The following is a 23472-nucleotide window of genomic DNA, read 5'->3' as shown; positions in this document are numbered from 1 at the left end:
TCCTCTGTCCTAAACGGCGTCAATGCCCTGCTCCGGTCGCCGGGCGAGGCCCGCCGTGCCCATGGCCCCATCCCCCGTCGCACAGGAGAACCTGGCCTGTCACGTACCCGGCAGACTCCGATGCGAGAAAGGCCGCGCCGGCACCAAACTCCGCTGTCGTCCCCAACCGCCCCACCGGTATCTGGCCCAGGATCGATTGCGGCACGCCGAGTTGACGCATCCGGTCGGTCTCGTGGTAACCCGGTGCAATCGCGTTCACCGTCACGCCGCTTCCCGCGTACTCGGCGCTCAGCGTTTGGACGAGGCCGTGTAACCCGGCCCGCAAAGAGGTGGAGATCGCCATCTCAGGGACGTAGTGCATGCATGCGACCGACGTCACCCAGACGACGCGCCCCCAGCCGCGCTCCTCCATCGATGGCAGCAGCGTGCGAACCAACGTCAAGGGTGCGGCCCAGAGCGTTTCAAATGCCTCAAACCACGCGCTCTCAGGTACCTCGGCAGTACGCCCCTTGGCCGGGCCTGGCCCATTCAGCACCAGAATGTCCGGGCGGATCCCAGCTCGCTCCAGTGCCTGAACACATCCCGCAATCGAGCGTCTGTCCGTGAAGTCGAGATGGGCTACGCCATCGACCACACCGGCGGCGGGATTCGCTCGCGAGCTGGTGGCGACCACGCGCACACCTTGATCCCGCAAAGCCTGCGCGACGCCGCCGCCAAGCCCTCCTGTCCCACCGCATACGAGTGCTGTTCTTGTCTCCATGGCATGTGCCCCTAGTTCAATTGCATTGCGGCAAATGGTAGGAAGGCGCATGGGCCAGTGCGAGTCGGGGGTGCTTCTATCAGATATGAGCGCCCCTTATAACTGAACGCGACGACTGCGACGCCCCTCGGTGTTCTCGGGCACCCCGCGCTGCATCGCGCCAGATATTGATTTCAGAAAAGTCCGGTATGTCCCCATCTGAAGGACAACCGGGCCCGCGCCTCCTAGAGTGATGCACTCCAAAACACACTTCGGAGACCCGGATGAAAGCCTATGTGCTCGCATTCATTGACGTGGAAGACCCGTCAAGCTATGCCCCCTATGCAGCAGGCGCTCCCGCAACGATCGCGGCCCATGGCGGCAAGTACCTCATCCGCAATGGCGCCAAGGAACTGCGCGAAGGCACACTTCCGGCCGACCGCCTCGTCGTGCTGGAGTTCCCATCCGTGGCGCAAGCCCGCGCCTGGTACGAGTCACCCGAATACCAGGCGCTGGTACCGATTCGCCAAGGCGCCTCGAAAGGTTCGCTGGTGATCGTGGAGGGCTTTGGCGAAGCGCCGTGACATCGGCTTGACGATCCTCAGGTTCACGTCCACGCCCGTACCACGCGAAGAAGGATTCCTGCGTCCATGCCGGTCCTTGACACCATAGATCGGCGCATCCTCGCTGCCTTGCAGCGTGATGGGCGGATCTCGAACAACGATTTGGCCTTGGAAGTGGGGCTGTCTCCTTCTCCCTGCCTGCGCCGGCTGCGCATGCTGGAGGACACAGGAGTGATCCGCCGCTACACTGCCGTGCTGGCTCCATCCGAAGTGGGCTTGCCTCACACCTTCTTCGCACGGATCTCGCTGCGAGCGCAAGACGGGGACACCACCCAGCAGTTCGCCGCTGCGATGTCGGAACTGCCCCAGGTGCTGGAGTGCTATCTGATGTTCGGCGACTGCGATGCGCTGTTGCGGGTCGTCGCCAGCGATCTCGAAGACTATCGACGATTCCTGGCCCAACACCTGACCCCTGCCAACGGAGTTCGGCGCGTCCAGACCGAAATTCCCTGCACGGTGGTCAAGCAAACGCTTGAACTACCGTTGCATTGGCACGGAGCCCCTTCAGGCGAGGGGGGCCGGCAGCCATGATTTCCTACCAGCCCGCGACGTTCAACGCAACTCACGAAGGCTTGCCTTCGAACCTCGCCCTGGCTCTAGCCTTCCATCTCTCCAGGTTTGGCGCCAGCCCCAAGGTCAACCTTCGACATGCCATCATTGAGCAGGTTGATGTGGTGCAGCAGGGCGATCTTGTCGTCGAAGCGAAAGCTTGCAACCGCCTGGCGATAGAACTCGTAGATTCTTGGCTGGATATCGCTCCAGAACGCTCGCCCCGAGGGCAGCAACACCACTTTTTTGGCACGCCTGTCGGCGGGATCGACGACGCGCTCCACGTGCCCCTCACGCTCGAGACGCTTGAGAACCCCATCCAGACTTTGACGGCTCACGACCAGATAGTCCGCGAGATCGGAAAACGACATTCCGTCCTTCACCTGCGGGCGCGACAGAGCCCCCAGCGTAGCCCACTGAACTGTCGTGATGCCAAGCTCCTTGACGGACTGGCGATCCAAGGTATTGCCAGCCTGGAACAGGCGAAAAAACAATCGGTTGTGAACCGCGGAGACCGATTGATCGTAGTTGTCGTTATCGGATATGGGCATGTATGTATTCAGACAGTTTCAAAGACTCTGACAGGTAGGGCCAACGTCAGCTTTATCCGTCTGCGTGGAAACCTCAGTTTCTAGATCCTGAACACCTGGAATCCGAGTCAGATGCTCGATCTGGAACTGCCGACACTTCCCAAAAGCGGCGGCCCCCACTCGGAGCATGAAAGTTCAGGCCTCAGCCATCAGGTAACAGATCGCCGCACGCGGACGACGGATGGCCACCGTGCCGCGATTCATCGAGGCGCGTCTCGCCTATGCCCTGCGAGCATCGACAGCCCCTCGCTCATCTTAGCGGCATTACGCGAGGATATTGACATAATTTTTGACGCATTTGAAGGCCACGCCCTAAGCCCCGCCAGGTGCTCGCCCAGCCATTCAGCGCTGCTCATGCCGCCGCGGCGGCAGCCCAGATCGCCGGCGTTGCCAAGGTGATCCACGCCGACGGCGCCAGCCTCAAGGACGGCCTGGCCGAAAACCTGGCCGCCCAGGTGCTCGCCATCGCCAGCGGCTACAGCCATGTCCTGTTCCCCGCCACCGCCTGCGGCAAGAACGTGGCCCCCCGCGTCGCCGCCAAGCAGACGTGGCGCAGATCAGCGACATCACCAAGGTCGACAGCGCCGACACCTTCGAGCGCCCCATCTACGCAGGCAACGCCATCGCCACCGTGCGGAGCAGCGACGCCGTGAAAGTCATCACGGTGCGCACCACGGGCTTTGACGCCGCGGTCCCCACGGGCGGCAGCGCCGCCGTCGAAACCGTCGCAGCGGCCGCCGACAGCGGCAAGAGCAGCTTCGTGGGCCGCGAAGTGACCAAGAGCGACCGCCCCGAACTCACCGCCGCCAAGATCATCGTCTCGGGTGGCCGGGCCCTCGGCAGCGCCGAAAAGTTCACGGAAGTCATGACCCCGCTGGCCGACAAGCTGGGCGCGGCCATCGGCGCGAGCCGCGCGGCCGTGGACGCGGGCTACGCCCCGAACGACCTGCAGGTGGGCCAGACGGGCAAGATCGTTGCGCCGCAGCTCTACATCGCTGCCGGCATCTCGGGTACGATCCAGCACTTGGCGGGCATGAAGGACTCCAAGGTGATCGTGGCGATCAACAAGGACCCCGAGGCGCCGACCTTCTCGGTGGCCGACTACAGCCTGGAAGCGGATCTCTTCGAGGCCGTTCCAGAGCTCGTCAAGCAGTTGGGGTAGCGTACGATGGGCCGCCTGGCCTGCGCGACAGGCGGCAGTAGTCCTTGCATCCGAGCCGAGACTCCCTCGGCCAGTACTCGGGCGGGAGCTACATCCCCGCGTAGTTCGGCCCGCCACCGCCCTCGGGTGAGACCCAGACGATGTTCTGGGTCGGATCCTTGATGTCGCAGGTCTTGCAGTGCACGCAGTTCTGCGCGTTGATCACCAACTGGTCGGCTCCGTCCTTGTTGACGAACTCGTACACGCCGGCCGGACAGTAGCGGCTTTCGGGGCCGCCGAACTTGGCCAGGTTGACGCTGACCGGCACGCCGGCATCCTTGAGCGTCAGGTGCGCGGGCTGGTCCTCGGCGTGGTTGGTGTTGCTGATAAACACGCTGGAGAGCCGGTCGAAGGTCAGCACCCCGTCGGGCTTGGGATAGCTAATCTTGGGGCAATCGGCCGCCGGCTTGAGGTACAGGTGGTCGGCCTGCGTGCGGTGGATGGTCCAGGGCGGGGTACTCACGCCGACCTTGGGCAGGAACCACTGCTCGATGCCGGTCATCAGCGCGCCGATGGTGCTGCCCTTCTTGAACCACTGCTTGAAGTTGCGCGACTGGTGCAACTCGGTGCGCAGCCAACTCTGCTCGAAGGCCGCCGGGTAGGCTGCCAGTTCGTCACCGGCGCGGCCCACCGTCACAGCCTCGAAGGCCGCCTCGGCGCACAGCATACCGGTCTTGATGGCCGCGTGGCTGCCCTTGATGCGCGCTGCGTTCAGAAAGCCCGCGTCACAGCCGACCAGCGCGCCGCCCGGGAACACGGTCTTGGGCAGGCTCAGCAACCCGCCGGCAGTGATGGCGCGCGCGCCGTAGCCCACGCGCTTGCCGCCCTCGATGTGCGCCTTGATCGCCGAGTGCCTCTTCCAGCGCTGCATCTCCTCAAACGGCGAGAGCCAGGGGTTCTTGTAGTCCAGCCCGGTCACGAAGCCCAGCGTGACCTTGTTGCCTTCGAGGTGGTAGAGGAAGCCGCCGCCATAGGTGTCGTTGCCCATCGGCCAGCCGGCGGTGTGCACCACCAACCCGGGCTTGGCTTTGTCGGCTGGGATCTCCCACAGCTCCTTGATGCCAATGGCGTAGCTTTGCGGGTCCTTGCCCTCGTCGAGCTTGAAGCGGGCAATGATCTGCTTGCCCAGATGGCCTCGCGCGCCCTCGGCGAAAACCGTGTACTTGGCATGCAGCTCCATGCCGAGTTGGAAGTTCTCGGTCGGCTCGCCGTCCTTGCCGATGCCCATATTGCCGGTGGCCACCCCCTTGACGGAGCCGTCTTCGTTGTAGAGTACCTCGGCGGCCGCGAAGCCGGGGAAGATCTCCACGCCCAGGCCCTCGGCCTGCTGGCCCAGCCATTGCGTGACGGCCCCCAGATTGACGACATAGTTGCCATCATTGTGGAAGTTGCGCGGCACCAGGGCGTCAGGCGTGCGCTTGTGGCCGGTCTCGGAGAGGAATAGCACGTCGTCGCCGGTGACAGGCTGGTTCAGCGGCGCACCCTGTTCCTTCCAGGCCGGAAAAAGCTCGGTGATGGCCTTGGGGTCCATCACGGCGCCACTGAGAATGTGCGCGCCCGGTTCGGAGCCTTTTTCCAGCACGCACACGTTGATTTCGCCGCCCTTGTCGGCGGCCAGCTGCTTCAGGCGGATCGCGGCCGATAGGCCTGCCGGGCCCGCGCCGACGATGACCACGTCGTATTCCATCGCTTCACGCGGGCCGTAGGTGCTCAGAATGTCTTCAGGGCTCATTGGTGGGTAGTCTCCAGCGATTGTTCTTGTGCTGCTGTTCGGAACTCGGAAAAGCGACACGCAGCACAGGACGGTGCGGCGATCGGTCAGCTTGGGGCGTCAGATTTTTTCGAGAATCACGGCAATGCCCTGGCCCACGCCAATGCACATGGTGCACAGCGCATAGTGGCCCCCCAGCGTGTGCAGTTGGTTCACGGCGGTGGTGGCCAGGCGTGCGCCCGAGGCGCCCAGCGGATGGCCCAGCGCAATGGCGCCGCCCCACTGGTTGACGCGCTTGTCGTCGTCGGCGATGTCGAGGTCGCGCAGCACGGCCAGGCCCTGGGCGGCAAAGGCTTCGTTGAGCTCGATCACGTCCATCTGGTCGAGCGTCAGGCCGGTGAGCTGCAGCACCTTGCGCACGGCCGGCGCGGGGCCGAAGCCCATGATGCGCGGCGCCACGCCGGCCGTGGCCATGCCGACCACGCGGGCGCGGGGCACCAGGCCGTATTGCTTGGCGGCTTCCTCATTCGCCAGCAGAAGCGCGCAGGCGCCGTCGTTCACGCCGCTGGCGTTGCCGGCCGTGACCGTGCCATCGGGGCGCACCACGCCCTTGAGTATGGCCAGCGCCTCCAGCGTGGTGGCGCGGGGGTGCTCGTCCTGGCTCACGGCGATGGGGTCGCCCTTCTTCTGGGCAATGGACACGGGCACGATCTCCTGGGCCAGGTAGCCAGCGGCAATGGCAGCGGCAGCGTTCTGCTGGCTGGCCAGGGCCATTCGGTCCTGCGCCTCGCGCTCGATCTTGAAGTCATCGGCCACGTTCTCGGCGGTCTCAGGCATGGAGTCCACGCCAAACTTCGCCTTCATCAGCTTGTTGACGAAGCGCCAGCCGATGGTGGTGTCGTACACCGCGTTGCTGCGACTGAAGGCGCTCTCGGCCTTGGGCATGACGAAGGGCGCGCGGCTCATGCTTTCCACGCCGCCGGCGATCATCAATCGGGCCTCGCCGGCCTTGATGGCGCGCGCGGCCGAGCCCACGGCATCCAGGCCCGAGCCGCACAGGCGGTTGATGGTGGCGCCGGGCACGTCGATGGGCAGGCCGGCCAGCAGCGACGACATGCGTGCCACGTTGCGGTTGTCCTCGCCGGCCTGGTTGGCGCAGCCGTAGAGCACGTCGGCCACGGCGGTCCAGTCCACATTCGGGTTGCGTTCCATCAACGCCTTGATGGGCACAGCACCGAGGTCGTCGGTGCGCACGCCAGCAAGAGCGCCGCCGTAGCGGCCGAAGGGGGTGCGCACGGCGTCGCAGATGAAGGCTTGGGAAGTGTTCATGATGATTTTTGAATCAGGTTGAAAGCAGCGGATCGAGATCGCCCAACGAGAAGCCGTGACCGGCCTCTTCTGCCAAGTGCTTGAGGTCGGCTTCAAGCCGGGCTCGCTCCTGCTGGCGAGCCCAGAACACCGGGCCGCCCTCCCAGCGCGGAAAGCCATAGCCCTGCACCAGCACCACGTCGATGTCGCTGGGGCGGCTTGCCACGCCTTCGGCAAACAGCAAGGCGGCCTCGTTGACCATGGCGAGCAAGGCGCGGCGCTGGATCCCTTCGGGTGCAAGCGTGCGCCGGTTGATGCCGCGCTGCGCGCTCGCCTGCAGGATCACGTCGCGCACAGCCGCATCGGTGGTTTTCACCTGCTTGCCGTCCACGTAGGCGTAGTAGCCCGCGCCAGTCTTGCGCCCCAGGCGCCCGGCCTCGCATAGCCGGTCGAGAATGGCCACGTAGCGCTCGCGCGGATCGCGCGTCGCCGCCTGCGCCTTGCGCATGCGCCAAGCGATGTCAAGGCCGGAAAGATCGGCGACCGCGAATGGCCCCATCGCAAAACCCAGCCCAGTGAGCGCATTGTCCACGTCCTCAGGCCACGCGCCGTCTTCGAGCATGAACTCGCACTGGCGGCGATAGGCATTGTAGATGCGGTTGCCGATGAACCCGAATGCGTTGCCGGTCAGCACCGGCATCTTCTTGAGGGTCGCGCCAAGCGCCATGCCGGTGGCCAGCACATCGGGGGCGGTCTTTGCGCCGCGAACCACCTCCAGCAACTTCATCACGTTGGCCGGACTGAAGAAATGCAGCCCCAGCACGTCCTGCGGGCGTGAAGTCGCCGCGGCAATCGGATCGATATCGAGGTAGGACGTGTTCGTCGCCAGCACCGCGCCCGCCCGCGCATGGGTATCGAACTTGCGGAATACCTCCTGCTTGACGGCCATGTCTTCGAAGACAGCCTCGATCACCAGATCGGCCTGCTGCAGGCGTTCCCATTCGAGGCTGGTCTGCAGGCGTGCCTCATTGGACGACGCGGCCTCGGCGGAGAGCTTGCCCGCCGCCACGCGCTCACGGTAGTGATCGCCAATGTGCTGCCTCCCGCTTTCGAGCGCGGCCTCATCCTGCTCCAGCAGCAGTACGGACAAGCCGGCATCGAGCGCCGAGATGGCAATGCCTGAGCCCATCGTTCCGGCCCCGATCACAGCGATGGAGCGCACCTCGCGCGCGGGTGCCTGGAGCGCCGGCGGCAGCTTCGTAGCTTCCCGTTCAACCTTGAACTGGTAGCGCAGCGCTTGGGCCACCGTCGTGGGCACGAGGGCCAGAAACAGCTCGCGCTCCTTCTGCATGCCTTCGTCGAACGGCAGCGCGGATGCGGCCAGCGCGTCGAGCAGCGCGCCGTATGCTGGCTGCAGCTTTTGGCGGGCCGTGAGCTTTGCGCGTTGCGCGGCCACCGTTGCCTGGACTTCGGTGGCGTCGACCTCGCCATCCAGCGCCCGTGGGTAAGGAAGCCCCTTTTCAGCGAGCATCGTCGCGAGAGCGGCGGCTGCGCCAACCGTGTCCCCAGCCACGACGTCGTCGAACAGGCCCGACTTGGCGAGTTGGCGGGCGCTCTGGGGCTGCCCGCCGGACATCAGCGCATGGGCGGCAGCAATGCCCACCAGCCGGGGCAGCCGCTGGGTTGCACCCGAGCCGGGAATCAGGCCCAGGGTGATCTCCGGCAGACCGATCCGGGCCTTTTCCTGCGCGACGCGCCCATGGCAGCCCAGAGCGAGTTCAAGGCCACCGCCCAGGGCGACACCGGTGATGGCCGCCACGACGGGCTTGCTGCTCGCCTCGATGCGGGTGATGACCGTGCGCAAAATGGGGTCCTGCAGCTGGCGCGGCGTGCCGAACTCGGTGGCGTCCGCACCGGCGGAGAATGTCTTCTCATTGCCGGTCAGCACGATGCCGCGCACTGCGGAATCAGCCAACGCGGCATCGAGTTGCTGCACGATGCGTTCGCGCAGCGCGTGGCCCAGGCTGTTGACGGGCGGGTGGACCAGCGTGATGACGGCGATGCCGTTGCGGATGTCAAGCATGGTCAACCTCACGCGGCCTTCATCAGATGCTTGCCGACGACGAGCTGCTGGATCTGCGTGGTGCCCTCATACAGGCGCAGCAGGCGCACGTCGCGGTAGAAGCGCTCGACTGGGAACTCGTTGATGTAGCCCGAGCCGCCGTGGATCTGCACGCCGCGATCGGCCACGCGACCCACCATCTCGGTCGTGAACAGCTTGGTGCAGGAGGCTTGCATACTCACCTCCGGATCGCTGACGCCGGATGGCTTGGCGTCATAGCGGCGCGCAGTCCCCTGCACCAGCGCCCAGCCTGCCAGCAGCTCGGCCTGGCTGTCGGCCAGCATGGCCTGCACCAGTTGGAAGTCGCCAATGCGCTGGCCGAACTGCTTGCGCTGCTGCGCATAGGCCACGCTCTCTTGCAGAATGCGCTGCGCCATGCCGCACGCCAGGGCCGAGATATGCAGGCGGCCGCGGTCGAGCACCTTCATCGCCGTCTTGAAACCCTTGCCCGCCTCGCCACCGATGATGTTGGCGGCGGGAACGCGCACGCTGTCGAGGTTGACATCGCAGGTCCGCGTGCCTTTCTGCCCCATCTTCTTGTCGGGCTTGCCGAGCGTCAGGCCCGGCAGACCGGCCGGGACGATGAAGGCCGAGATGCCGCCCGCCCCCGCGCCGCCGGTGCGCGCCATCAGCGTGAAGGCGCCGGCGCGCGGCGCATTGGTGATGAAGCGCTTGGTGCCGCTGATGAGGTAATCGCTGCCGTCGGCCACGGCCTTCGTCTTCAGCGACGCCGCGTCCGATCCGGCGTCGGGTTCGGTCAACGCGAACGAGATGATCAACTCGCCACTGGCGATGCGCGGCAGGTATTCGGCCTTCTGTTCGGACGTGCCATCCATCAGGATGCCCTGCGAGCCGATGCCGATGTTCGTGCCCGCCACCGAGCGGAACGCGAGCGCCGTCTGGCCGAGTTCGTAGGCCACCTCGCACTCCTGGGCCATCGACAGCCCGATACCGCCGTACTCCTCGGGAATCGAGATACCGAACAGGCCGAGCTCCTTCATGTCGGCCACGATGTCGGCCGGCACTTCGTCGTGCTCCTCCAAATGGTTTTCGGCGGGCACCAGCCGCTCCCGGACGAAGCGTTGGACGCTGTCCTTGAGCAGTTGGAAAGTTTCCTGATCAAGCGCCATGGGAATCTCCTTTGAATGGGAGGGATTGTTTAATGATCGAATGAATTTGACAATTAGAAAGAGAGTGAACACTCTGTTCAATATTTTTTGACAGATCAACGGCAGCGCACTCACACTCTTCGTCGACATCGTGGAAGCGGGGAATCTCAGCCTGGCCGCGCGGAACATGAAGATGAGCCGGGCCAATATCAGCTATCACCTGACCCAGCTTGAAAAATCGGTCGGCATGCAGCTGATGCGGCGCACGACACGGCGGGTCGAGCTCACGGAGGTCGGCCAACGCCTCTACCACCATGGGTGTGTCATTCGCAATGAAGTGTTGGCGGCCAAGGAGTCGGTGGCCATGTTCGGCAAAGGCCTGTACGGCTCGGTCCGGCTCAGCCTGCCAACCGGCTTTGGGCACATAGTGATGTCCGGCTGGCTGATCGAGTTCAAGCGCCTATATCCCGACATCGCTCTCGATCTGCTGTTCGACAACCGTGTCGACGACCTCTTGCGCGAGGAAGTGGACGTGGCGATTCGGGTGATGTCCGACCCCCCGCAACAGATGGTGGCAATCGAGCTAGCGCAGGTGCGCTGCGTCACCTGTGCGTCGGTCGAGTACGCCTGCGGGCACGCCATGCCGTCGCGGCTGGAGGAACTTGGCGGTGTCCCTCTGATCACGTCGGCCGTGGCTGGACGCAATCTGAGGGTCTCGGCATACTTGGGCGAGGAACGGCGCGAACTGACCCTGCATCCGTAGAACAAAGGAAGAGTGTCACCGTTTCCGAAGGAATGTCGTCAATTCGCGCGGCAACGGCGCGGCAACCGGGCGTACCATCAAAAGAATCAAGGACTTACGCCCAGCGAACTAATATTGTCACCGGCTGAGGGTCGCGAAGTGTCAATCGAAGGCGTGCAAATGCCTGCACGGACCCGGAATGCTACGCCGGCTCCATCTGGCGAGCCGACATCGGAGAGCCGAAAGAGGTAAAGGTCCCTCTACCCATGGCTCCTGCATCCCAGGCCTTGCTCAAAGTACGAGCGCGCGAACGCTTTGCGTTGGTCCGGCCTCATGGGCCGTGGTCGGTCGGGTCGCCAGGCCCCGTTGCCATAGAATGCATGACAATGCGCGCAACGGTGTGGTGCCTCGAGAAGCTGCACATTCAGGCAATACGGCGCTTGATGTCCGCACTGCCTACATGCCGACTCCACAGGGCAACGATGCGCAGGACATCGACTCGCTGTCTCTAGTTGGTGCAAGAGGGAGTGGTACCCACGCACCATACAGAAATGGCAGTAGCGAAACACTTCGCTATAGCGTCGCTGATTGGTTTGCTCGATGAGTGCCATGTGCAGCGATTTGGTTGGCAAGCCCAGCGCTTCGTTCAGCCGAACGACATCGATGAATCCTCTCTGCGGCGGAAGGCTCTCGTAGGGATCGATGTCCAACCTTACCAACCGCATCACAGCGACGCCTGACAAGGCATTCGCCACTTTGAGTTTCCAGAGGATCGAGACGAGCGATTCCCGTGGATCGATCCACTTCTTGTCGAACACGTAGCCCAGCGCCGGAGTGAGCTTCGCCTCGTCGAGCGTGAGGATAGGGAAGCGGGCCACCTTAGAATGCCCTCACAAGGCAGCGGAGACGAGCACACGACCGATTGCATGGCGTGACTGGACGTAACCGGAATGCCGTACCGCGTGCGCCCATAGCGCTGGCTCGGGACAGTAGCCCGGGCAATCCCTGAGCTCGCTATCCTTTAGCAGGATCTCTACGGCACGGACAAACGACTCCATTGGGATCTCGAGAGCCCCAGGCAAGCTGGCCTTGTGGTGCGCCGTCTCGAACGCGTCCCACAGCGCGTCGGCATCGCTGACCAGTCGATAGCCAGCATCAAAGGCTTGCGGAACGTAAAATCGGGTAAAGCTCCATTCGCTACGCTCGGGATAAGCCGTCTCGTCATAGCCGCTCAAACACGTTGCCACGTCCTTCGCATTTCGTATGCCGTAGAAGGCCAATTCCTCGACCATCAGCCGCGCGACAATCTGAGTTTTCCCAGCCAACTGCATGGCCGTTTTCTGAGCGAGCAATTCCTGTTGCCCGACGAGGAAGGTGAACAACTTGATCTGCTGTCGATCCAGCGCATCGTGAACATCACGCAGCCATTCGTATTCATTGTCGTTGTAGCGCTGCGCCTCATCACAGAAAAGCAGAACCGTCCCACTTCCTGCCCGAGCGGCGGCCTCACGAATCCTCAGTGCGAGGCGCATACGTTTGGCCGGGTTGGCGCCAGCGTTAGGATCCGGGTCGCCAACCGCTTCAAGCAGGTTGGCGAAGAATGGTCCCTCGGCATGCCTCGGCTTGTGTTCGCATCGTGCGTGGTAGCTGGTCATCCGTGGGTGTTCGCGTGCCAACAGCAATCGCACGTACTCGATCGCCCGTGTCTTACCGATGCGCGACGGGCCGTAGATCAGGGCGCCCATAATTCTGTAGCGCAGACATCGAGTGACCAGTTCGTAGAGCTCTTCGATGGCCGGCGTGGCGATACGATAGTTGCCGGTGACCAAGGGGTGCAGCGATGGATCGATCGGACGCGGTATCTGAAGCGACATGATGACTCCCTCGCGGAGGACAGGGTTAAAAGACTTGGCCGGTACCGATAGACAGCTTCTTCGGTCGAGTCGGTGTTTTTTTCTGCTCGGAAGCCTTGTCTACTTTCTGCTCTGACGCGGCGTTCGTTGCGGTCTGCGCGGCGGATGCTCCCCGCCCCATCGCAGTTCGCGCCGTCGGCGCGGATGACAGAATCCGCTTTGCTTCCGCCAGTTCGGATGCCGCCTTCCGTGACTTCTTTGCCTGCGCCATCTTTCCGTCGACGTAGTCTCCGATGGGATCCGCATCAACGGGCCCACGCGACCGCTTCTTGTCTTTCTTCTCCTGATTGATTTGCTGGCGTAGTTTCAGGTTATGCCGTATCACGCCCCAAGCCCCTTGCGCCTCCAAGACCCCAAACTCAGCGCCGTCTGGTTGGAACGCGCGGACACAGCGAAGATCATCGGCATTCAGGTAAATAAGCAAGCTCTTGCCGATCAAATCCGTGCTGCACGCAAGGACGTTGCTTGTGTAGCGCACACCATACAAGTTGATGTGCGGTCGAACGCCCTGCTGGAGATATGCTCGTACGGTGCAACGCTTGGCCGATTGCATTAGACAAAGGGTACGGCGACGATGCTCGGGCAGCCATGTCACCAACTGTTCCTTGCCGCGAATGAAATACTCCATCGCTTCAAGCGGCGTGACATTGTTCAGGCCGGCATGCGGCGTGCCGTTGTAGCTCGCAATAGCGTATTCGACCAACTCCTCTAACTCGTCAAACGACACATACAAGCGTAGCTTTCCCTTCGGATCGGCCAGCGCGCGCCGCAAATCACGGGGATGCGAACCCGTGTAGCCAGGCAATCTGGAAGACAGCCTGCTCGCAATAGTCCCGAAGAAGCGTTCGATGTAGGGGCGATCATCGGGACTGTACTTCGGTCCTGTGTCTGCGCAACAGCCAACGAACTCACACAACGCGTCGAGCGTCTCCTTGGCGAGATTCGCCTTCGCGTTGTCCAGCTTCATCCATTCCCAGGTTGTATACGCCAGCTCTGGGAGGCGCTGTGAGGGAAAGCCGTCGTGCGGACCGTAGGCCAAGCCAGGAATCGTGAAGTCGCGCAGTCGATGCGGCTCCAAGGCCGACTCGATGGTCTTGATGACGTCGTAGCGGCTATACTCGCGGCCAATATGCGCAAGCCAAGAACGATCTGCTGATACTCGCAGGCTGTGTTAAAGCAGACACCTCCAAACACATAAGAGGATCTGGGCGATGATCGCAAGAAGAACCACCATCCGGCAACTACCGCTTACCGAGGTCGTTGACCGCGACACTCCCGGCGCGACGCCGGTTAGCATCACCACACCCGAGGGTGGCACCGTCTATCACACGGTCCCGCTCGCAGACCCCGCCACCGGCAAGCGGCGCGACGCACGACCGCAGTGGATCCCAAGCACCTTCCCTCTCTTTCCCGTTGTCCGACTTGCTGACGGCGCGCCGTGGGCTGAAGCGAACATCTGGCTCATCGATATGCTGGAGTCGAAGTCCTCGCCCAATATGCTGACGTTCGCCAGCATCGCTGACGATCTGGTGGCGTTCCGTCGTTACCTGGACGACGAGGATATCGACTGGCTAACGTTCCCCGCAAACAAGCGACAACGGCCGACCTACCGCTATAGCGCATCGATCAGGCTGGCCGTGCAGGCGGGCGAACTGTCTGCGGGTGTCGCGAAGCGTCGTATGGGTGCTATAGCCCGCTTCTATCGCTGGCTCATAACCGAAGCCGGCTTCAGGCCCGCGAACGCGCCGTGGGTTGAATCTGATCGCTTCATTGAGGTCAAGGACCAGAAGGGATTCAGCGGCGTGATCGAGGTCAAGACCACTGACCTGTCGATCCGCTGTCGCCGCGCGGAAGACCCGTGGGACGATCGCATTCAGGACGGCGGGCGCCTGCGCCCGCTCTCCTCTTCCGAGCAGTCGGTGTTGCTTGAATCGTTAGCCGCTCTCGGCAACATCGAGATGACGCTCGTTCATCTGTTCGCTTTGTTGACGGGCGCTCGCATCCAGACGGTATTGACCGTGCGCGCGAAACACGTAATGCGCAAGCCAGGCGAGTTTCACGGCGACGACATCCGTCTCGCCTGCGGGCCGGGTACGGGCATCGACACGAAGGGCGGTGTCAAGGGCGTGTTGCACCTGCCCCGGGGTTTCTACGAGCGGCTGTACATCTACGTGCACAGCGATCGTGCGCGCAAGCGTCGCCAACTGGCAGACGGCGGAGATGACCACGACCAGCCGCTCTTTCTGAGCCATCGCGGTGCGCCGCTCTACGATGATCTCGCATCGCGCGGCCCGGTCAGCACTGGCCCAAAGGTGCGCCGTCACGTCAAGACTGGACAGGCCGTGCGCCAGTTCATCAAGGACGAACTATTGCCCATGATGCGCGAGCGGCTCGGCAACCTCAGGTACGAGTTTAGCTTCCACGACCTGCGTGCAACCTTTGGGCTGAACATGGTCGACGCGATGACCGCGAATGAGACCAGGTACACACGGGCGCTCGATCAGTTGCGGCAGCTGATGTGGCACGCACGACTGTCCACCACCGAGGGCTACCTCAGCTACCGCGAGAACCGCAAGCTGTTCGACGCTGTGCAGGACAGCTGGGGCACACACCTGTCGACGCTGGTCACGCGCGCCCTAGACACCGGGGTGGCAGTATGAGCCGGGTGTACGAGGAAGTTCGCATGCCACTCGCGGTGGGCACGACGCTGCTGCATCCCGAGCGCGCGCTGCTAAAGTGGGAAGGAATTCGCACCCGTTCCGATATCGGGCAGATCTGCTACCTGACGCGTGACACGTCGAACACGCGGCACGCGCGGCACACGTTCGATCCCAGAAGCTTTAGCAGCGAACGCACTAAGGTTGTACGCCTGCTGGTGACGCAGCTTTCCGAGCGTTTGACCCTTGGCGCCTTGCGTCCGGAGACTATCTACGGTGCTCTGCGCGGCGTGCTTGACTTCGCCAACTGGGCCGACAGGCTGGGATTGCATCAGGTTCTCTGTGACGAGAATGCTACGGCGGAGGCAGTTCATCGCTTCTTTCGCGAAAAGCGTGAACAGGTCTCACTAGGCAAGCTGAACCACAATACCGTCGCGGGCATTCAGCCTAATCTGTTGTCGATGCTTCGTGAGTTCTTCAGAAACGACGACTTCTGCGCCGATGCGAGGGTGCTGCGCCAGCAATGGTATGCTAATGGAACGACAGTTGTGCCCGACGCCGAGGCACAAGCCGCCTTGCTCGCGTGGGCTGACGCGCTCTTCAGCAGCATCAGCACGCTGGTGCTCGACTTCAAGCCTTATCCGTTGCGCGTGACCACGGCGCGAGGTGAGAATCTTTGCCTCGTTCCGCACACACATGGCCGCAGAAAAGGGCACGACTCGTACGGCTTGCTTGGCTGGAATCTGGAGACGGGACAGCTGCGCACCCGGGAAGAGATCACGAGGCGCTTGGCCGAGGCTGGAGCTAACAATCCTCGCCATCGTTCGTGGGGCATCGCGTGGTTAACTGCCAAACATCTCGTGGCGGCCAACGAAGACGCACAGTCACCGATCCGTCGCTCGCACGCTTCGTTGGCGGCCTTTTGCTTCGCCACGCTGTTTCTGGCTGAAACGGGCGTCAGCCTCGCGCAGCTGCTGGCAATGAAATGGAGCCCGGAGCTCGCCGCGACCCTGCAGGATGCATCTGTTGTACGTCAGAAGTTTCGCGAGGTTAAGTACCGTGCAGGTGGAAGGGAAGTTGCGTTCACCGTCTCGCTGGCCTTCATGCCAAAGCTCAAGGCGTATCTGGCATTGCGCAGGTATCTTGTGCAGGACGAAGACTGTGACGCGTTGTTCGTCGTACTCGGGCATCATGCGCAGCTACGGCGGCTAACGGCTCTCTCAGCCCAGTTCCTTGATCGGCTTTATAGTCGGCTCGAGACGCTCGGGATTGTGCTGCCGCGCATCAGCGCTCGTCAGTGGCGTGCGGCGAAGCAGGATTGGGCGGTGAGCAATCACGGTCCTGTCGTTGCAGCCAGGCTGATGGGCCACTCCTTGGCCACGGCGCTGCGCTCGTACTCGAACGGCACGGACACCGCGCACAAGGCTGAGATGGGTGCATTCCTCGCTTCAGTCGAGAAGACGGTGCTGAAGGCTGGCAACGACCCGGCGGGCTCCATCAAGAGCGCGGTGGGCGTCTGCATCGAGTTCCACAAGCCCGCGCCGATCGCGGCTTCGGTCACCGTACTGCCTGACTGCCGCTCGACCGAAGGGTGTATCTTTTGCGATCAGTACCGCGTGCACGCTGACGCCGCCGACATCCGCAAGCTGCTGAGCTGCCGTCACTGCGTCAGGCTCGTAAGCGGGCGTGCTGACTCGTTCGAGCAGTACGAGAGCTCGTTCGGCGCGGTGCTGCGAAGGGTCGACTTCCTCCTGAATGAAATACGGAAGCGCGACGCCGCGCTGGTCGGTCAGATCGAGCACGACGTTGATATTGATGGAAACCTGGACGCTTTCTGGTCGACCAAGCTTGATCAGCTTTACGAATTGGGAGTGGCATGAACAATACGCTGATCGCGGCGCTCGCCGAGCGCCCAGACTGGTATCGGATCGAAGACGATGCGGTCGTGACACCCGACAAGGCCGGGAAAGCTGCTTCGCTGTTTGGTGACGACGCCTGGGACATCCGTGCATATACGATTGGATCGCGCCGCACCAGTATCCACTTTAGGGGTCATCCGCTTAACGACGCAGGCCGCACCCTTTCAGACGCGACTACACGTCAGTGGAAGCAGGTCATGTACTTTCTGATGCACGAAGCGAGCGAGACGGTACCTGCGTCCAGTACTCTTCAAGGTTGCTCAGTTTACCTGAAGGACTTTGCTTACTTTGCCGCCGAACGCCAGCTTACTCTTTATGAGGGGCTATCCAGCGTCGCCGTTGTTCTGGACTATGCGGCACAAGCCGGGATGGACATGAAGGCCCAACGCCTTCATTCGATTCTGGCGAAACTTTACCGAGTGGGCGCCGAGGCCACAGGGCTGCGCGTGCCATTGGCCCAACTGCATAAGCCCCTGCTCGAACGCTCCGCGCAACACGCCGGAAACTCCCAATACGCGGTCATCCCGACGCGGATTTACCAGCACTTCCTGTCGACCTGCGAGCATGATCTCGGGATCGCCGAGAGCGTCGCGAACGCGCTATCGGACTACCTCGCGCGCGCATACGCTGGCGAACGCCCTGACGTCTGTGCCTCACTGAAGACGGCTGCTGTCCACTTCGGGTGCACGGACTCCCCTTACGTCGTGATGTCGCTTGTGGCCTCGATCAGCGCGTTATGCCAGCTGGTCATCCTGTCGTTCACCGGCATGCGCGCGATGGAAGCAGAGAACCTGCCGTACGACTGTCTGAGGGAGACCCGGCTGGATGGTGTGATGCACTACGCCATCGAGGGCGTGACGACCAAGCTGTCCGGCGGGCGTCCCAAACGCGCATGCTGGGTGACGAGCCCGCTCGGTGCTCGCGCCGTCAGGCTCGCGCAACGGCTGTCGGGCGAAGCGCATCGTGCGCACGGCGCACCAGGCTACGCCGAATCGAAGGACGGTTCCCACCTGCTGTTCTGTCGGATGGGTCTGCATCTCAAGTACGTGGCAAACCGGGCGCCCACTACCATATATATCGAAGTCGAAGCTTTTCGTGAGCGCGTCTTCCCGACGATCACGGCCGAGGACATCGCTGAACTGAAGCGTGTCGACATGCACCGCGCATGGGAAGACGAACCGAAGTACGCGGTCGGGCAGCAGTGGCCGTTCACGCGTCATCAGCTTCGCCGCTCGCTCGCGCTGTATGCGCAACGCAGCGGCCTCGTCACGCTACCGACGCTCAAACGTCAGTTGCAGCACATCACGCAGGAAATGAGCATGTACTACGCTCGCGGCTCGGCGTTTGCGCAGGGCTTCATTGACACCGACAAGGCTCACTTCGCGAAAGAATGGGCCGAGGCACAGGGCCTGTCCGAGTACCTTGCGTACGCTGAGCAGGTGCTGTTCTCTGACGAGCGGCTGTTCGGGGGGCACGCAGCATGGACACAGAGCCGTGCCGTGCAGGCGTCGCCTGTGTCGGTCTACTCACGCGAGCAGACGGTGAGGATGTTCGGGAAGGGCGAACTGGCGTACCGTGAGACGGTGCTTGGCGGGTGCGCCAGCGTCGAGCCGTGCAAGTCGACGCCGCTCGATTGGATGCGTCTGGATTGCCTTGAATCGAACTGCCGTAACCTCGTGATCGTGCCGTCGAAGCTTCAGCGCGTGATCAAGGCACAGCGCACCACAGTCGAGAAGCTGCGCGCTGTCGATGAGGCGAGCGTCGAATGCCGCATCGAGGCACAGACGCTGCAACGACTTCTTGACGCGCAAGAGAAACTGATGAAACCGGAGGCCGCATGAGCGATGCCATGACCGACTACTACGCCGCCCTTGAGCGGCTGAAGAAGCGCAAGGGTGCGCGTATCAACAACGATACCGTGGCGATCGAGGCGGGCCGCAAGAAAGGCAGCATCAAGAAGTCGCGTCCTCAGTTTGCCGAGCTGATCGCAGCAATCGATGCGGCCAACGCCGTAACCGAGCGGCCAAAGCTCGAACTGACCGAACGTCTGAACCGAGCGAAGGGCAACGCGAAGGATCTGCAGGCACAGCTTGACGAGTCGCTGGCTCGCGAACTCGCCCTGCTGCGCCAGGTATTCAGCCTGCGCAAGGAGCTGGCCGCGCTGCGTGGCGGTAGTGTCCTGCCCTTGCAGTCGCGCTAGATCTCGAAATACGATATAGCAAACTTGTGGAGGAAGATGGACACGCGACGGACGTTGTGTCCACTTTTTCTCCCAATCTAATGGACGTCTCGCGGTCTGCCGATTCCAGTAATTTCAAGGCTCGGCCTGATGTCCATCTTTTTTCTCTTGCGCGTAGGCCAAGCCCAAGGTGAAAGCCCAGCACCGCACGCGTGCAGACGTCGATGATCGCAAGTAACCAAACGCGTTCGATCTCGAATTCATGCTCAAAGCCCAATGCATCGCGTACGACCACCTTGAGACGGATATCGAGTCGGTGACCGTCGAATTCTACGACCTGGTAGGGGCGCATGGCCGGCCGACTTTCCGCCTGATCGTAGTGCGGAAGCCCCTTCAGGTGCGTGGCGCCTGCCGCCCGTGCCGCGGTGCGGAAACTGCGCGACAACTCGTCTTTAAGGCGCGCGGATAGCGACCGAATGGCACCGCCTTCCGTATTGAAGGGGTAATCCACCGCCGTCAGGCCGAGGGACCGGCATTGCAACAGAAACTCCCCGTGCAGGGCATGCAGGCCGACCAAGCGCGTATGAAGTCGTCCATTGGTATGCACCTGTTTGAGCAACACGCGGCGCTGTTTTATTTTTAGGAGCAGCCATCCTGCCAGCGCCGGATAGCTTTCTAAGAAGAGCGCGAACGCGCCTGCTTTACCCCGTCCATCTTCGCTGGGCCGACCATTGACGGGACTTATGCGGACGTACTCATTGACCCGCACGTACCTCAGCAAGGCGCGGAATCCAAAGATGCGTCCGTCAGGATGCAGCGCCAAGCCTCGCTCGAGCCACCGATAGAGCTGTCGACGGTCCACGCCGGTTGCCTTCTCAATTTCCTTGACACTTTCGCCGCTCGCATAACGCTCGATGGCCTGCACTCTTACCTTCGTGACCTCTCGCACTTCGGCGTCAAGCTCCGTCCACGCTATGCTAGGCCACGCGTTCAAATCGAGGGATTGGAACTCAGGCTTTCGGCGCGGCATCATCAGGACTCCCTGACTGCAAACTTCGTCATCCACGACAATGCGTCGGTTCGCAGTTCCTCAGCATGCACGCGACCGGTATGCAGCAGATTGAAGATGGCGGCCCGCACGAGCACGGGGTCACCTTTCGAGAACTCTCGCTCGATGGCTGAAAGCGTCTTTCGACTGGCGACAAAGCGCTCGACCGCATCAAGCAAGGACACCGACACGAGACCTTGCGTGGCTATGATACTCGGCAGCATACGCAGCCAGTTTTCTATCCAGACGCGTGAAGCGGCGTGTTCGGCCGCGTCGACCAACCGGACATTGACCGTATCAGCGTTCAACTCGAGGCCCTCCTTCGCTTCTTCATCGATCACTGGATCCGGCAGGAGGATCAACTCTTGACGATCGGAGTACGAGACCAGGAAGTCTGCTAAGTGCCGCCTCTCTCGAAACTGAATGAATCCGGGGCGCTCACAAAAGTGGCCGATTGCCGGATCGGATTCGATCAAGACCCATTGATCGAGCGCACAGCGTCGGTAGAAAGTCAGCCGCCGCTTCAGCTTTGGACTGAATGCTTCGAAGCGGTGCGCACCGCGCGGGCGGACGAGCGCAACCGGCTCCGCTATATGCAGAGAATCTTCCATGAGATCAATGCCTTACGAGCGGGATTCGAAGTCTAGGACGCCAATTGACGAAATTAATCCGGACTAATGCGAATTGACGATTTTGCTTCGTGGGGAGTGCAAGCAATAGTGTCAATTCACCGGCCGGATTTCTATATTCGACGCGGGTTCCAGCTGGATTCCGGAGTGACAGACTTGCTCCGTTCTACGATGGAGGAACCTCGCCATCGAGGAGCCAAAGAGTGCGGACCACGAGCGGTTCGTGAAGGCGCTGTGCAAGATCGAACCCGTGGTGGGCGAGGTCCGCAGTCTCGCGCGGGAGTTTCTCGGACTCATGCACCGGCGAAGTGTGCTGCATTTCGATCGATGGTTGAAACGTTTGTCGTGCTGCGACGCTGAGGAAATGCCGCGGTGACCGCCTGGCTTGCCCGCTACGCAGACAGCACCGCGACGCTCACCACGTATCGCCGCGAGGTGGAGCGGCTGATCCTGTGGGCCGTGCTTCAGTTGGGCAAGCCCTTGTCCTCGCTGACCCATGAAGACCTGCTTGCCTACGAGCGCTTCCTCGCCGATCCGCAACCGGCCGCGCGCTGGGTGCTGACCGGGACCAAGAAGCTCGCGCGCAATCATCCGGACTGGCGCCCGTTTGCGGGGCCGCTGTCGCCCGGCAGCGTGCGCCAGGCGCTGGTGATCCTGAACGCCTTGTTCGCCTGGCTGACCGAGGCGGGCTACCTGGCCGGCAACCCGCTCGCCCTCGCCCGCCGCCGCCGCGCCCCCGCCCAGGCGCGCATCACCCGCTATCTGAGCCACGACCTGTGGGAGGTGGTCAAAAACACGGTCGCAGCAATGCCGGCCGAGACGGCGCGGGAACGCCTGCACGCGGCCCGTTGCCGCTGGGTGCTGACGGTGCTTTATCTGGGCGGCTTGCGCGCCGCCGAGCTGACGGCCACCCCCATGGGCGCGTTCTTCTGCCGGCGCGATGCCCAGGGCATCGAGCGCTGGTGGCTGGAGGTCACCGGCAAGGGCAACAAGACCCGGCTGGTGCCGGCGACCGACGAGTTGATTGCCGAGTTGGCGCGCTACCGCCGCGCCCACGAATTGCCGCCTACCCCGCAGTTCGGGGAGACGCGTCCGCTGGTGCTGCCGGTGATTGGAAAAGCGGGCAGCGAGAAACCGCTGTCACGCGGCGCGCTGCACCTGATCCTGAAAGAGGTGTTCGGCATGGCCGCGGCGCGCCTGCGTGCGCGCGGGCCGGAATGGGAGGCGCAAGCCGCGGTGCTGGCCAGTGCCTCGGCGCACTGGCTGCGCCACACCGCCGGCTCGCACATGACCGACCAACAGGTCGACCTGCGCTTTGTGCGCGACAACTTCGGGCACAGCTCGCTGTCGACGACGAGCGGCTATCTGCACAGCGAGGAGGATGCTCGCCATCAAGCCACGCAGGAGCGGCATCGGATCGGCTGGGGCAGCAAGAGGTAGACGCCCGTGGAAATTATTTCACCATCATGAAACTATAGTGGGCACCAACAGGCGCGCTATGATCACCCCCTATCATCTCACCGGCGTTGCAACCGGCCCGCCACACATGGGGATGCGCCATTTGTCGAACGACGCCCGCACTCCCCACCAGCCAAGGCACACCATCATGGATCTCGAACTCCGCAATCAACGGGTGCTCATCACCGGCGGCAGCCGCGGCATCGGCCTCGCTTGCGCGGTCGGCTTTCTGCGTGAGGGCGCGCGCGTGGCCATCGTTTCGCGCAGCGCAGAAAACTTGGCGAAGGCCTGCGCCAAGCTGGCCGAAGGCCAGGGCGAATTTGCCAAGGACGTGGTCGCGGTATCCGCCGATCTGACCCATATCGCCGAGGCCGCACGCGCGGTGGAAGAAGCGGTGGCAGGACTTGGCGGCATCGACATTCTGGTGACCTCGGCCGGCGCGGCCAAGCGCCGGCCGCCGGACGAGCTGACCCCACAACTGTGGCAGGAAGCCATGACCGCCAAGTACTTCAGCTACATCAATGTGATTGACCCGGTGGTCAAGCGCATGGCGCAGCAAGGGCGCGGCGCCATCGTCAACATCGTGGGCATGGGTGGCAAGATGGCCAACCCCGCCCACCTGGCGGGTGGCGCAGCTAACGCTGCATTGATGCTGGCCAGCGCCGGACTGGCCAATGCCTACGGCAAGCAGGGTGTGCGCGTCAACGCGGTCAATCCGTCGGCTACGCATACCGAGCGCTTGCAGCAGGGCATGGAAGTGGATGCGCGCATCGGCGGCATGACAGTGGAGCAGGCGCTGGCGCGCGCCAACGCGCGCACCGGCCTGGGCCGCCTGGCCACGCCGGAAGAGGTGGCGGACGCTGTGCTGTTCCTCGCCTCGCCACGGGCCAGCTATATTTCGGGCTCCATCCTGTCGATCGATGGCGCTACCACGCCGATGGTAGTCTGAGGTTGCCAGCCTATCGCGTAGGGGCG

The 23472-nt window shown here is 62.8% G+C and carries 16 protein-coding genes and 4 pseudogenes; 10 read left to right on the top strand and 10 right to left on the bottom strand.

Annotation, left to right across the window (positions count from 1 at the left end; translation table 11 throughout):
* Positions 1-19 precede the first annotated feature (19 nt).
* Positions 20-760: an SDR family oxidoreductase gene (locus F7R26_RS35990; protein ID WP_158577652.1), complete on the bottom strand. Its 741-nt coding sequence runs from the start codon at positions 758-760 to the stop codon at positions 20-22.
* Positions 761-1023: 263 nt separating this feature from the next.
* Between F7R26_RS35990 and F7R26_RS35985 the strand changes: the two genes are divergently transcribed.
* Positions 1024-1323: a DUF1330 domain-containing protein gene (locus F7R26_RS35985; RefSeq protein ID WP_058697499.1), complete on the top strand. Its 300-nt coding sequence runs from the start codon at positions 1024-1026 to the stop codon at positions 1321-1323.
* Positions 1324-1389: 66 nt separating this feature from the next.
* Positions 1390-1893, top strand: a complete 504-nt coding sequence (locus tag F7R26_RS35980; RefSeq protein ID WP_058697498.1) for an Lrp/AsnC family transcriptional regulator — start codon at positions 1390-1392, stop codon at positions 1891-1893.
* 65 nt (positions 1894-1958) lie between these two features.
* Here F7R26_RS35980 and F7R26_RS35975 read toward each other — a convergent pair whose 3' ends face one another.
* The gene (locus tag F7R26_RS35975) at positions 1959-2462 is read right to left on the bottom strand and encodes a MarR family winged helix-turn-helix transcriptional regulator (RefSeq protein ID WP_058697497.1); all 504 of its coding nucleotides are present in this window, start codon (positions 2460-2462) and stop codon (positions 1959-1961) included.
* A gap of 386 nt (positions 2463-2848) precedes the next feature.
* Here F7R26_RS35975 and F7R26_RS35970 point away from each other — a divergent pair.
* Positions 2849-3663 (top strand): annotated as a pseudogene (locus tag F7R26_RS35970) (electron transfer flavoprotein subunit alpha/FixB family protein); the annotation flags it as partial.
* A gap of 88 nt (positions 3664-3751) precedes the next feature.
* Here the strand turns inward: F7R26_RS35970 and F7R26_RS35965 are convergent.
* The 4 genes from F7R26_RS35965 to F7R26_RS35950 form a co-directional block, all read right to left on the bottom strand.
* Positions 3752-5434 carry an electron transfer flavoprotein-ubiquinone oxidoreductase gene (locus F7R26_RS35965; protein WP_058697496.1) on the bottom strand — a complete coding sequence of 561 codons (1683 nt, stop codon included), beginning with the start codon at positions 5432-5434 and terminating at the stop codon, positions 3752-3754.
* Positions 5435-5533: 99 nt separating this feature from the next.
* Entirely contained in the window at positions 5534-6742 is a 1209-nt protein-coding gene (pcaF, locus tag F7R26_RS35960) for a 3-oxoadipyl-CoA thiolase (RefSeq protein WP_058697495.1), read from the bottom strand.
* Positions 6743-6755: 13 nt separating this feature from the next.
* The gene (locus F7R26_RS35955) at positions 6756-8804 is read right to left on the bottom strand and encodes a 3-hydroxyacyl-CoA dehydrogenase NAD-binding domain-containing protein (protein ID WP_058697667.1); all 2049 of its coding nucleotides are present in this window, start codon (positions 8802-8804) and stop codon (positions 6756-6758) included.
* Between the two features lie 8 nt (positions 8805-8812).
* A complete protein-coding gene (locus F7R26_RS35950) occupies positions 8813-9973 on the bottom strand; it encodes an acyl-CoA dehydrogenase family protein (RefSeq protein WP_058697494.1) in 1161 nt (386 codons plus the stop codon).
* 94 nt (positions 9974-10067) lie between these two features.
* Between F7R26_RS35950 and F7R26_RS35945 the strand changes: the two are divergent.
* Positions 10068-10712, top strand: a pseudogene (locus F7R26_RS35945) (LysR family transcriptional regulator); the annotation flags it as partial.
* Between the two features lie 872 nt (positions 10713-11584).
* Here the strand turns inward: F7R26_RS35945 and F7R26_RS35935 are convergent.
* Together F7R26_RS35935 and F7R26_RS35930 are read right to left on the bottom strand one after the other, a co-directional pair.
* Entirely contained in the window at positions 11585-12568 is a 984-nt protein-coding gene (locus tag F7R26_RS35935) for an AAA family ATPase (RefSeq protein WP_058697493.1), read from the bottom strand.
* Between the two features lie 154 nt (positions 12569-12722).
* Positions 12723-13736 (bottom strand): annotated as a pseudogene (locus tag F7R26_RS35930) (integrase core domain-containing protein); the annotation flags it as partial.
* Between the two features lie 82 nt (positions 13737-13818).
* On the opposite strand from F7R26_RS35930, the gene F7R26_RS35925 reads away from it, so the two are divergent.
* The 4 genes from F7R26_RS35925 to F7R26_RS35910 are packed head-to-tail and all read left to right on the top strand — an operon-like array spanning position 13819 to position 19383.
* Positions 13819-15267, top strand: coding sequence for a site-specific integrase (locus tag F7R26_RS35925; RefSeq protein ID WP_058697492.1), 1449 nt, complete (start codon positions 13819-13821; stop codon positions 15265-15267).
* A 23-nt stretch (positions 15268-15290) separates the two neighbouring features.
* Positions 15291-17144: a hypothetical protein gene (locus tag F7R26_RS35920; RefSeq protein WP_058697491.1), complete on the top strand. Its 1854-nt coding sequence runs from the start codon at positions 15291-15293 to the stop codon at positions 17142-17144.
* Positions 17141-19024, top strand: coding sequence for an integrase (locus tag F7R26_RS35915; protein ID WP_116318642.1), 1884 nt, complete (start codon positions 17141-17143; stop codon positions 19022-19024). The genes F7R26_RS35920 and F7R26_RS35915 overlap by 4 nt, the downstream gene beginning before the upstream one ends.
* Positions 19021-19383, top strand: coding sequence for a hypothetical protein (locus tag F7R26_RS35910; protein WP_058698246.1), 363 nt, complete (start codon positions 19021-19023; stop codon positions 19381-19383). The genes F7R26_RS35915 and F7R26_RS35910 overlap by 4 nt, the downstream gene beginning before the upstream one ends.
* On the opposite strand, the gene F7R26_RS35905 is transcribed toward F7R26_RS35910, so the two are convergent.
* Positions 19319-20428, bottom strand: coding sequence for a helix-turn-helix domain-containing protein (locus F7R26_RS35905; RefSeq protein WP_327077467.1), 1110 nt, complete (start codon positions 20426-20428; stop codon positions 19319-19321). The two genes, F7R26_RS35910 and F7R26_RS35905, sit on opposite strands and share 65 nt — an antisense overlap.
* Positions 20395-21021: a hypothetical protein gene (locus F7R26_RS35900; RefSeq protein ID WP_058698244.1), complete on the bottom strand. Its 627-nt coding sequence runs from the start codon at positions 21019-21021 to the stop codon at positions 20395-20397. The genes F7R26_RS35905 and F7R26_RS35900 overlap by 34 nt, the downstream gene beginning before the upstream one ends.
* Before the next feature lie 384 nt (positions 21022-21405).
* Here F7R26_RS35900 and F7R26_RS35895 point away from each other — a divergent pair.
* A pseudogene (locus F7R26_RS35895) lies at positions 21406-22479 on the top strand (tyrosine-type recombinase/integrase); the annotation flags it as partial.
* Positions 22480-22645: 166 nt separating this feature from the next.
* Complete coding sequence (locus tag F7R26_RS35890; protein ID WP_058698243.1) at positions 22646-23446, top strand: SDR family oxidoreductase; 801 nt, start codon at positions 22646-22648, stop codon at positions 23444-23446.
* Positions 23447-23472 lie beyond the last annotated feature (26 nt).

Source organism: Cupriavidus basilensis (assembly GCF_008801925.2).
GTDB classification, from domain to species: Bacteria; Pseudomonadota; Gammaproteobacteria; order Burkholderiales; family Burkholderiaceae; genus Cupriavidus; species Cupriavidus basilensis.
The sequence above is the reverse complement of the archived record's forward strand: the minus strand, read 5'-3'. Positions and strand labels throughout refer to the sequence as shown.

Excerpts from the sequence above, each read along its gene's own strand:
- F7R26_RS35890 (WP_058698243.1), top strand. The coding sequence starts at position 22,646 with ATGGATCTCGAACTCCGCAATCAACGGGTGCTCATCACCGGCGGCAGC.
- F7R26_RS35955 (WP_058697667.1), bottom strand. The coding sequence starts at position 8,804 with ATGCTTGACATCCGCAACGGCATCGCCGTCATCACGCTGGTCCACCCG.
- F7R26_RS35985 (WP_058697499.1), top strand. The coding sequence starts at position 1,024 with ATGAAAGCCTATGTGCTCGCATTCATTGACGTGGAAGACCCGTCAAGC.
- F7R26_RS35950 (WP_058697494.1), bottom strand. The coding sequence starts at position 9,973 with ATGGCGCTTGATCAGGAAACTTTCCAACTGCTCAAGGACAGCGTCCAA.
- F7R26_RS35900 (WP_058698244.1), bottom strand. The coding sequence starts at position 21,021 with ATGGAAGATTCTCTGCATATAGCGGAGCCGGTTGCGCTCGTCCGCCCG.
- F7R26_RS35975 (WP_058697497.1), bottom strand. The coding sequence starts at position 2,462 with ATGCCCATATCCGATAACGACAACTACGATCAATCGGTCTCCGCGGTT.
- F7R26_RS35915 (WP_116318642.1), top strand. The coding sequence starts at position 17,141 with ATGAACAATACGCTGATCGCGGCGCTCGCCGAGCGCCCAGACTGGTAT.
- F7R26_RS35925 (WP_058697492.1), top strand. The coding sequence starts at position 13,819 with ATGATCGCAAGAAGAACCACCATCCGGCAACTACCGCTTACCGAGGTC.
- F7R26_RS35920 (WP_058697491.1), top strand. The coding sequence starts at position 15,291 with ATGCCACTCGCGGTGGGCACGACGCTGCTGCATCCCGAGCGCGCGCTG.
- F7R26_RS35910 (WP_058698246.1), top strand. The coding sequence starts at position 19,021 with ATGAGCGATGCCATGACCGACTACTACGCCGCCCTTGAGCGGCTGAAG.
- F7R26_RS35980 (WP_058697498.1), top strand. The coding sequence starts at position 1,390 with ATGCCGGTCCTTGACACCATAGATCGGCGCATCCTCGCTGCCTTGCAG.
- F7R26_RS35990 (WP_158577652.1), bottom strand. The coding sequence starts at position 760 with ATGGAGACAAGAACAGCACTCGTATGCGGTGGGACAGGAGGGCTTGGC.
- pcaF (WP_058697495.1), bottom strand. The coding sequence starts at position 6,742 with ATGAACACTTCCCAAGCCTTCATCTGCGACGCCGTGCGCACCCCCTTC.
- F7R26_RS35935 (WP_058697493.1), bottom strand. The coding sequence starts at position 12,568 with ATGTCGCTTCAGATACCGCGTCCGATCGATCCATCGCTGCACCCCTTG.
- F7R26_RS35965 (WP_058697496.1), bottom strand. The coding sequence starts at position 5,434 with ATGAGCCCTGAAGACATTCTGAGCACCTACGGCCCGCGTGAAGCGATG.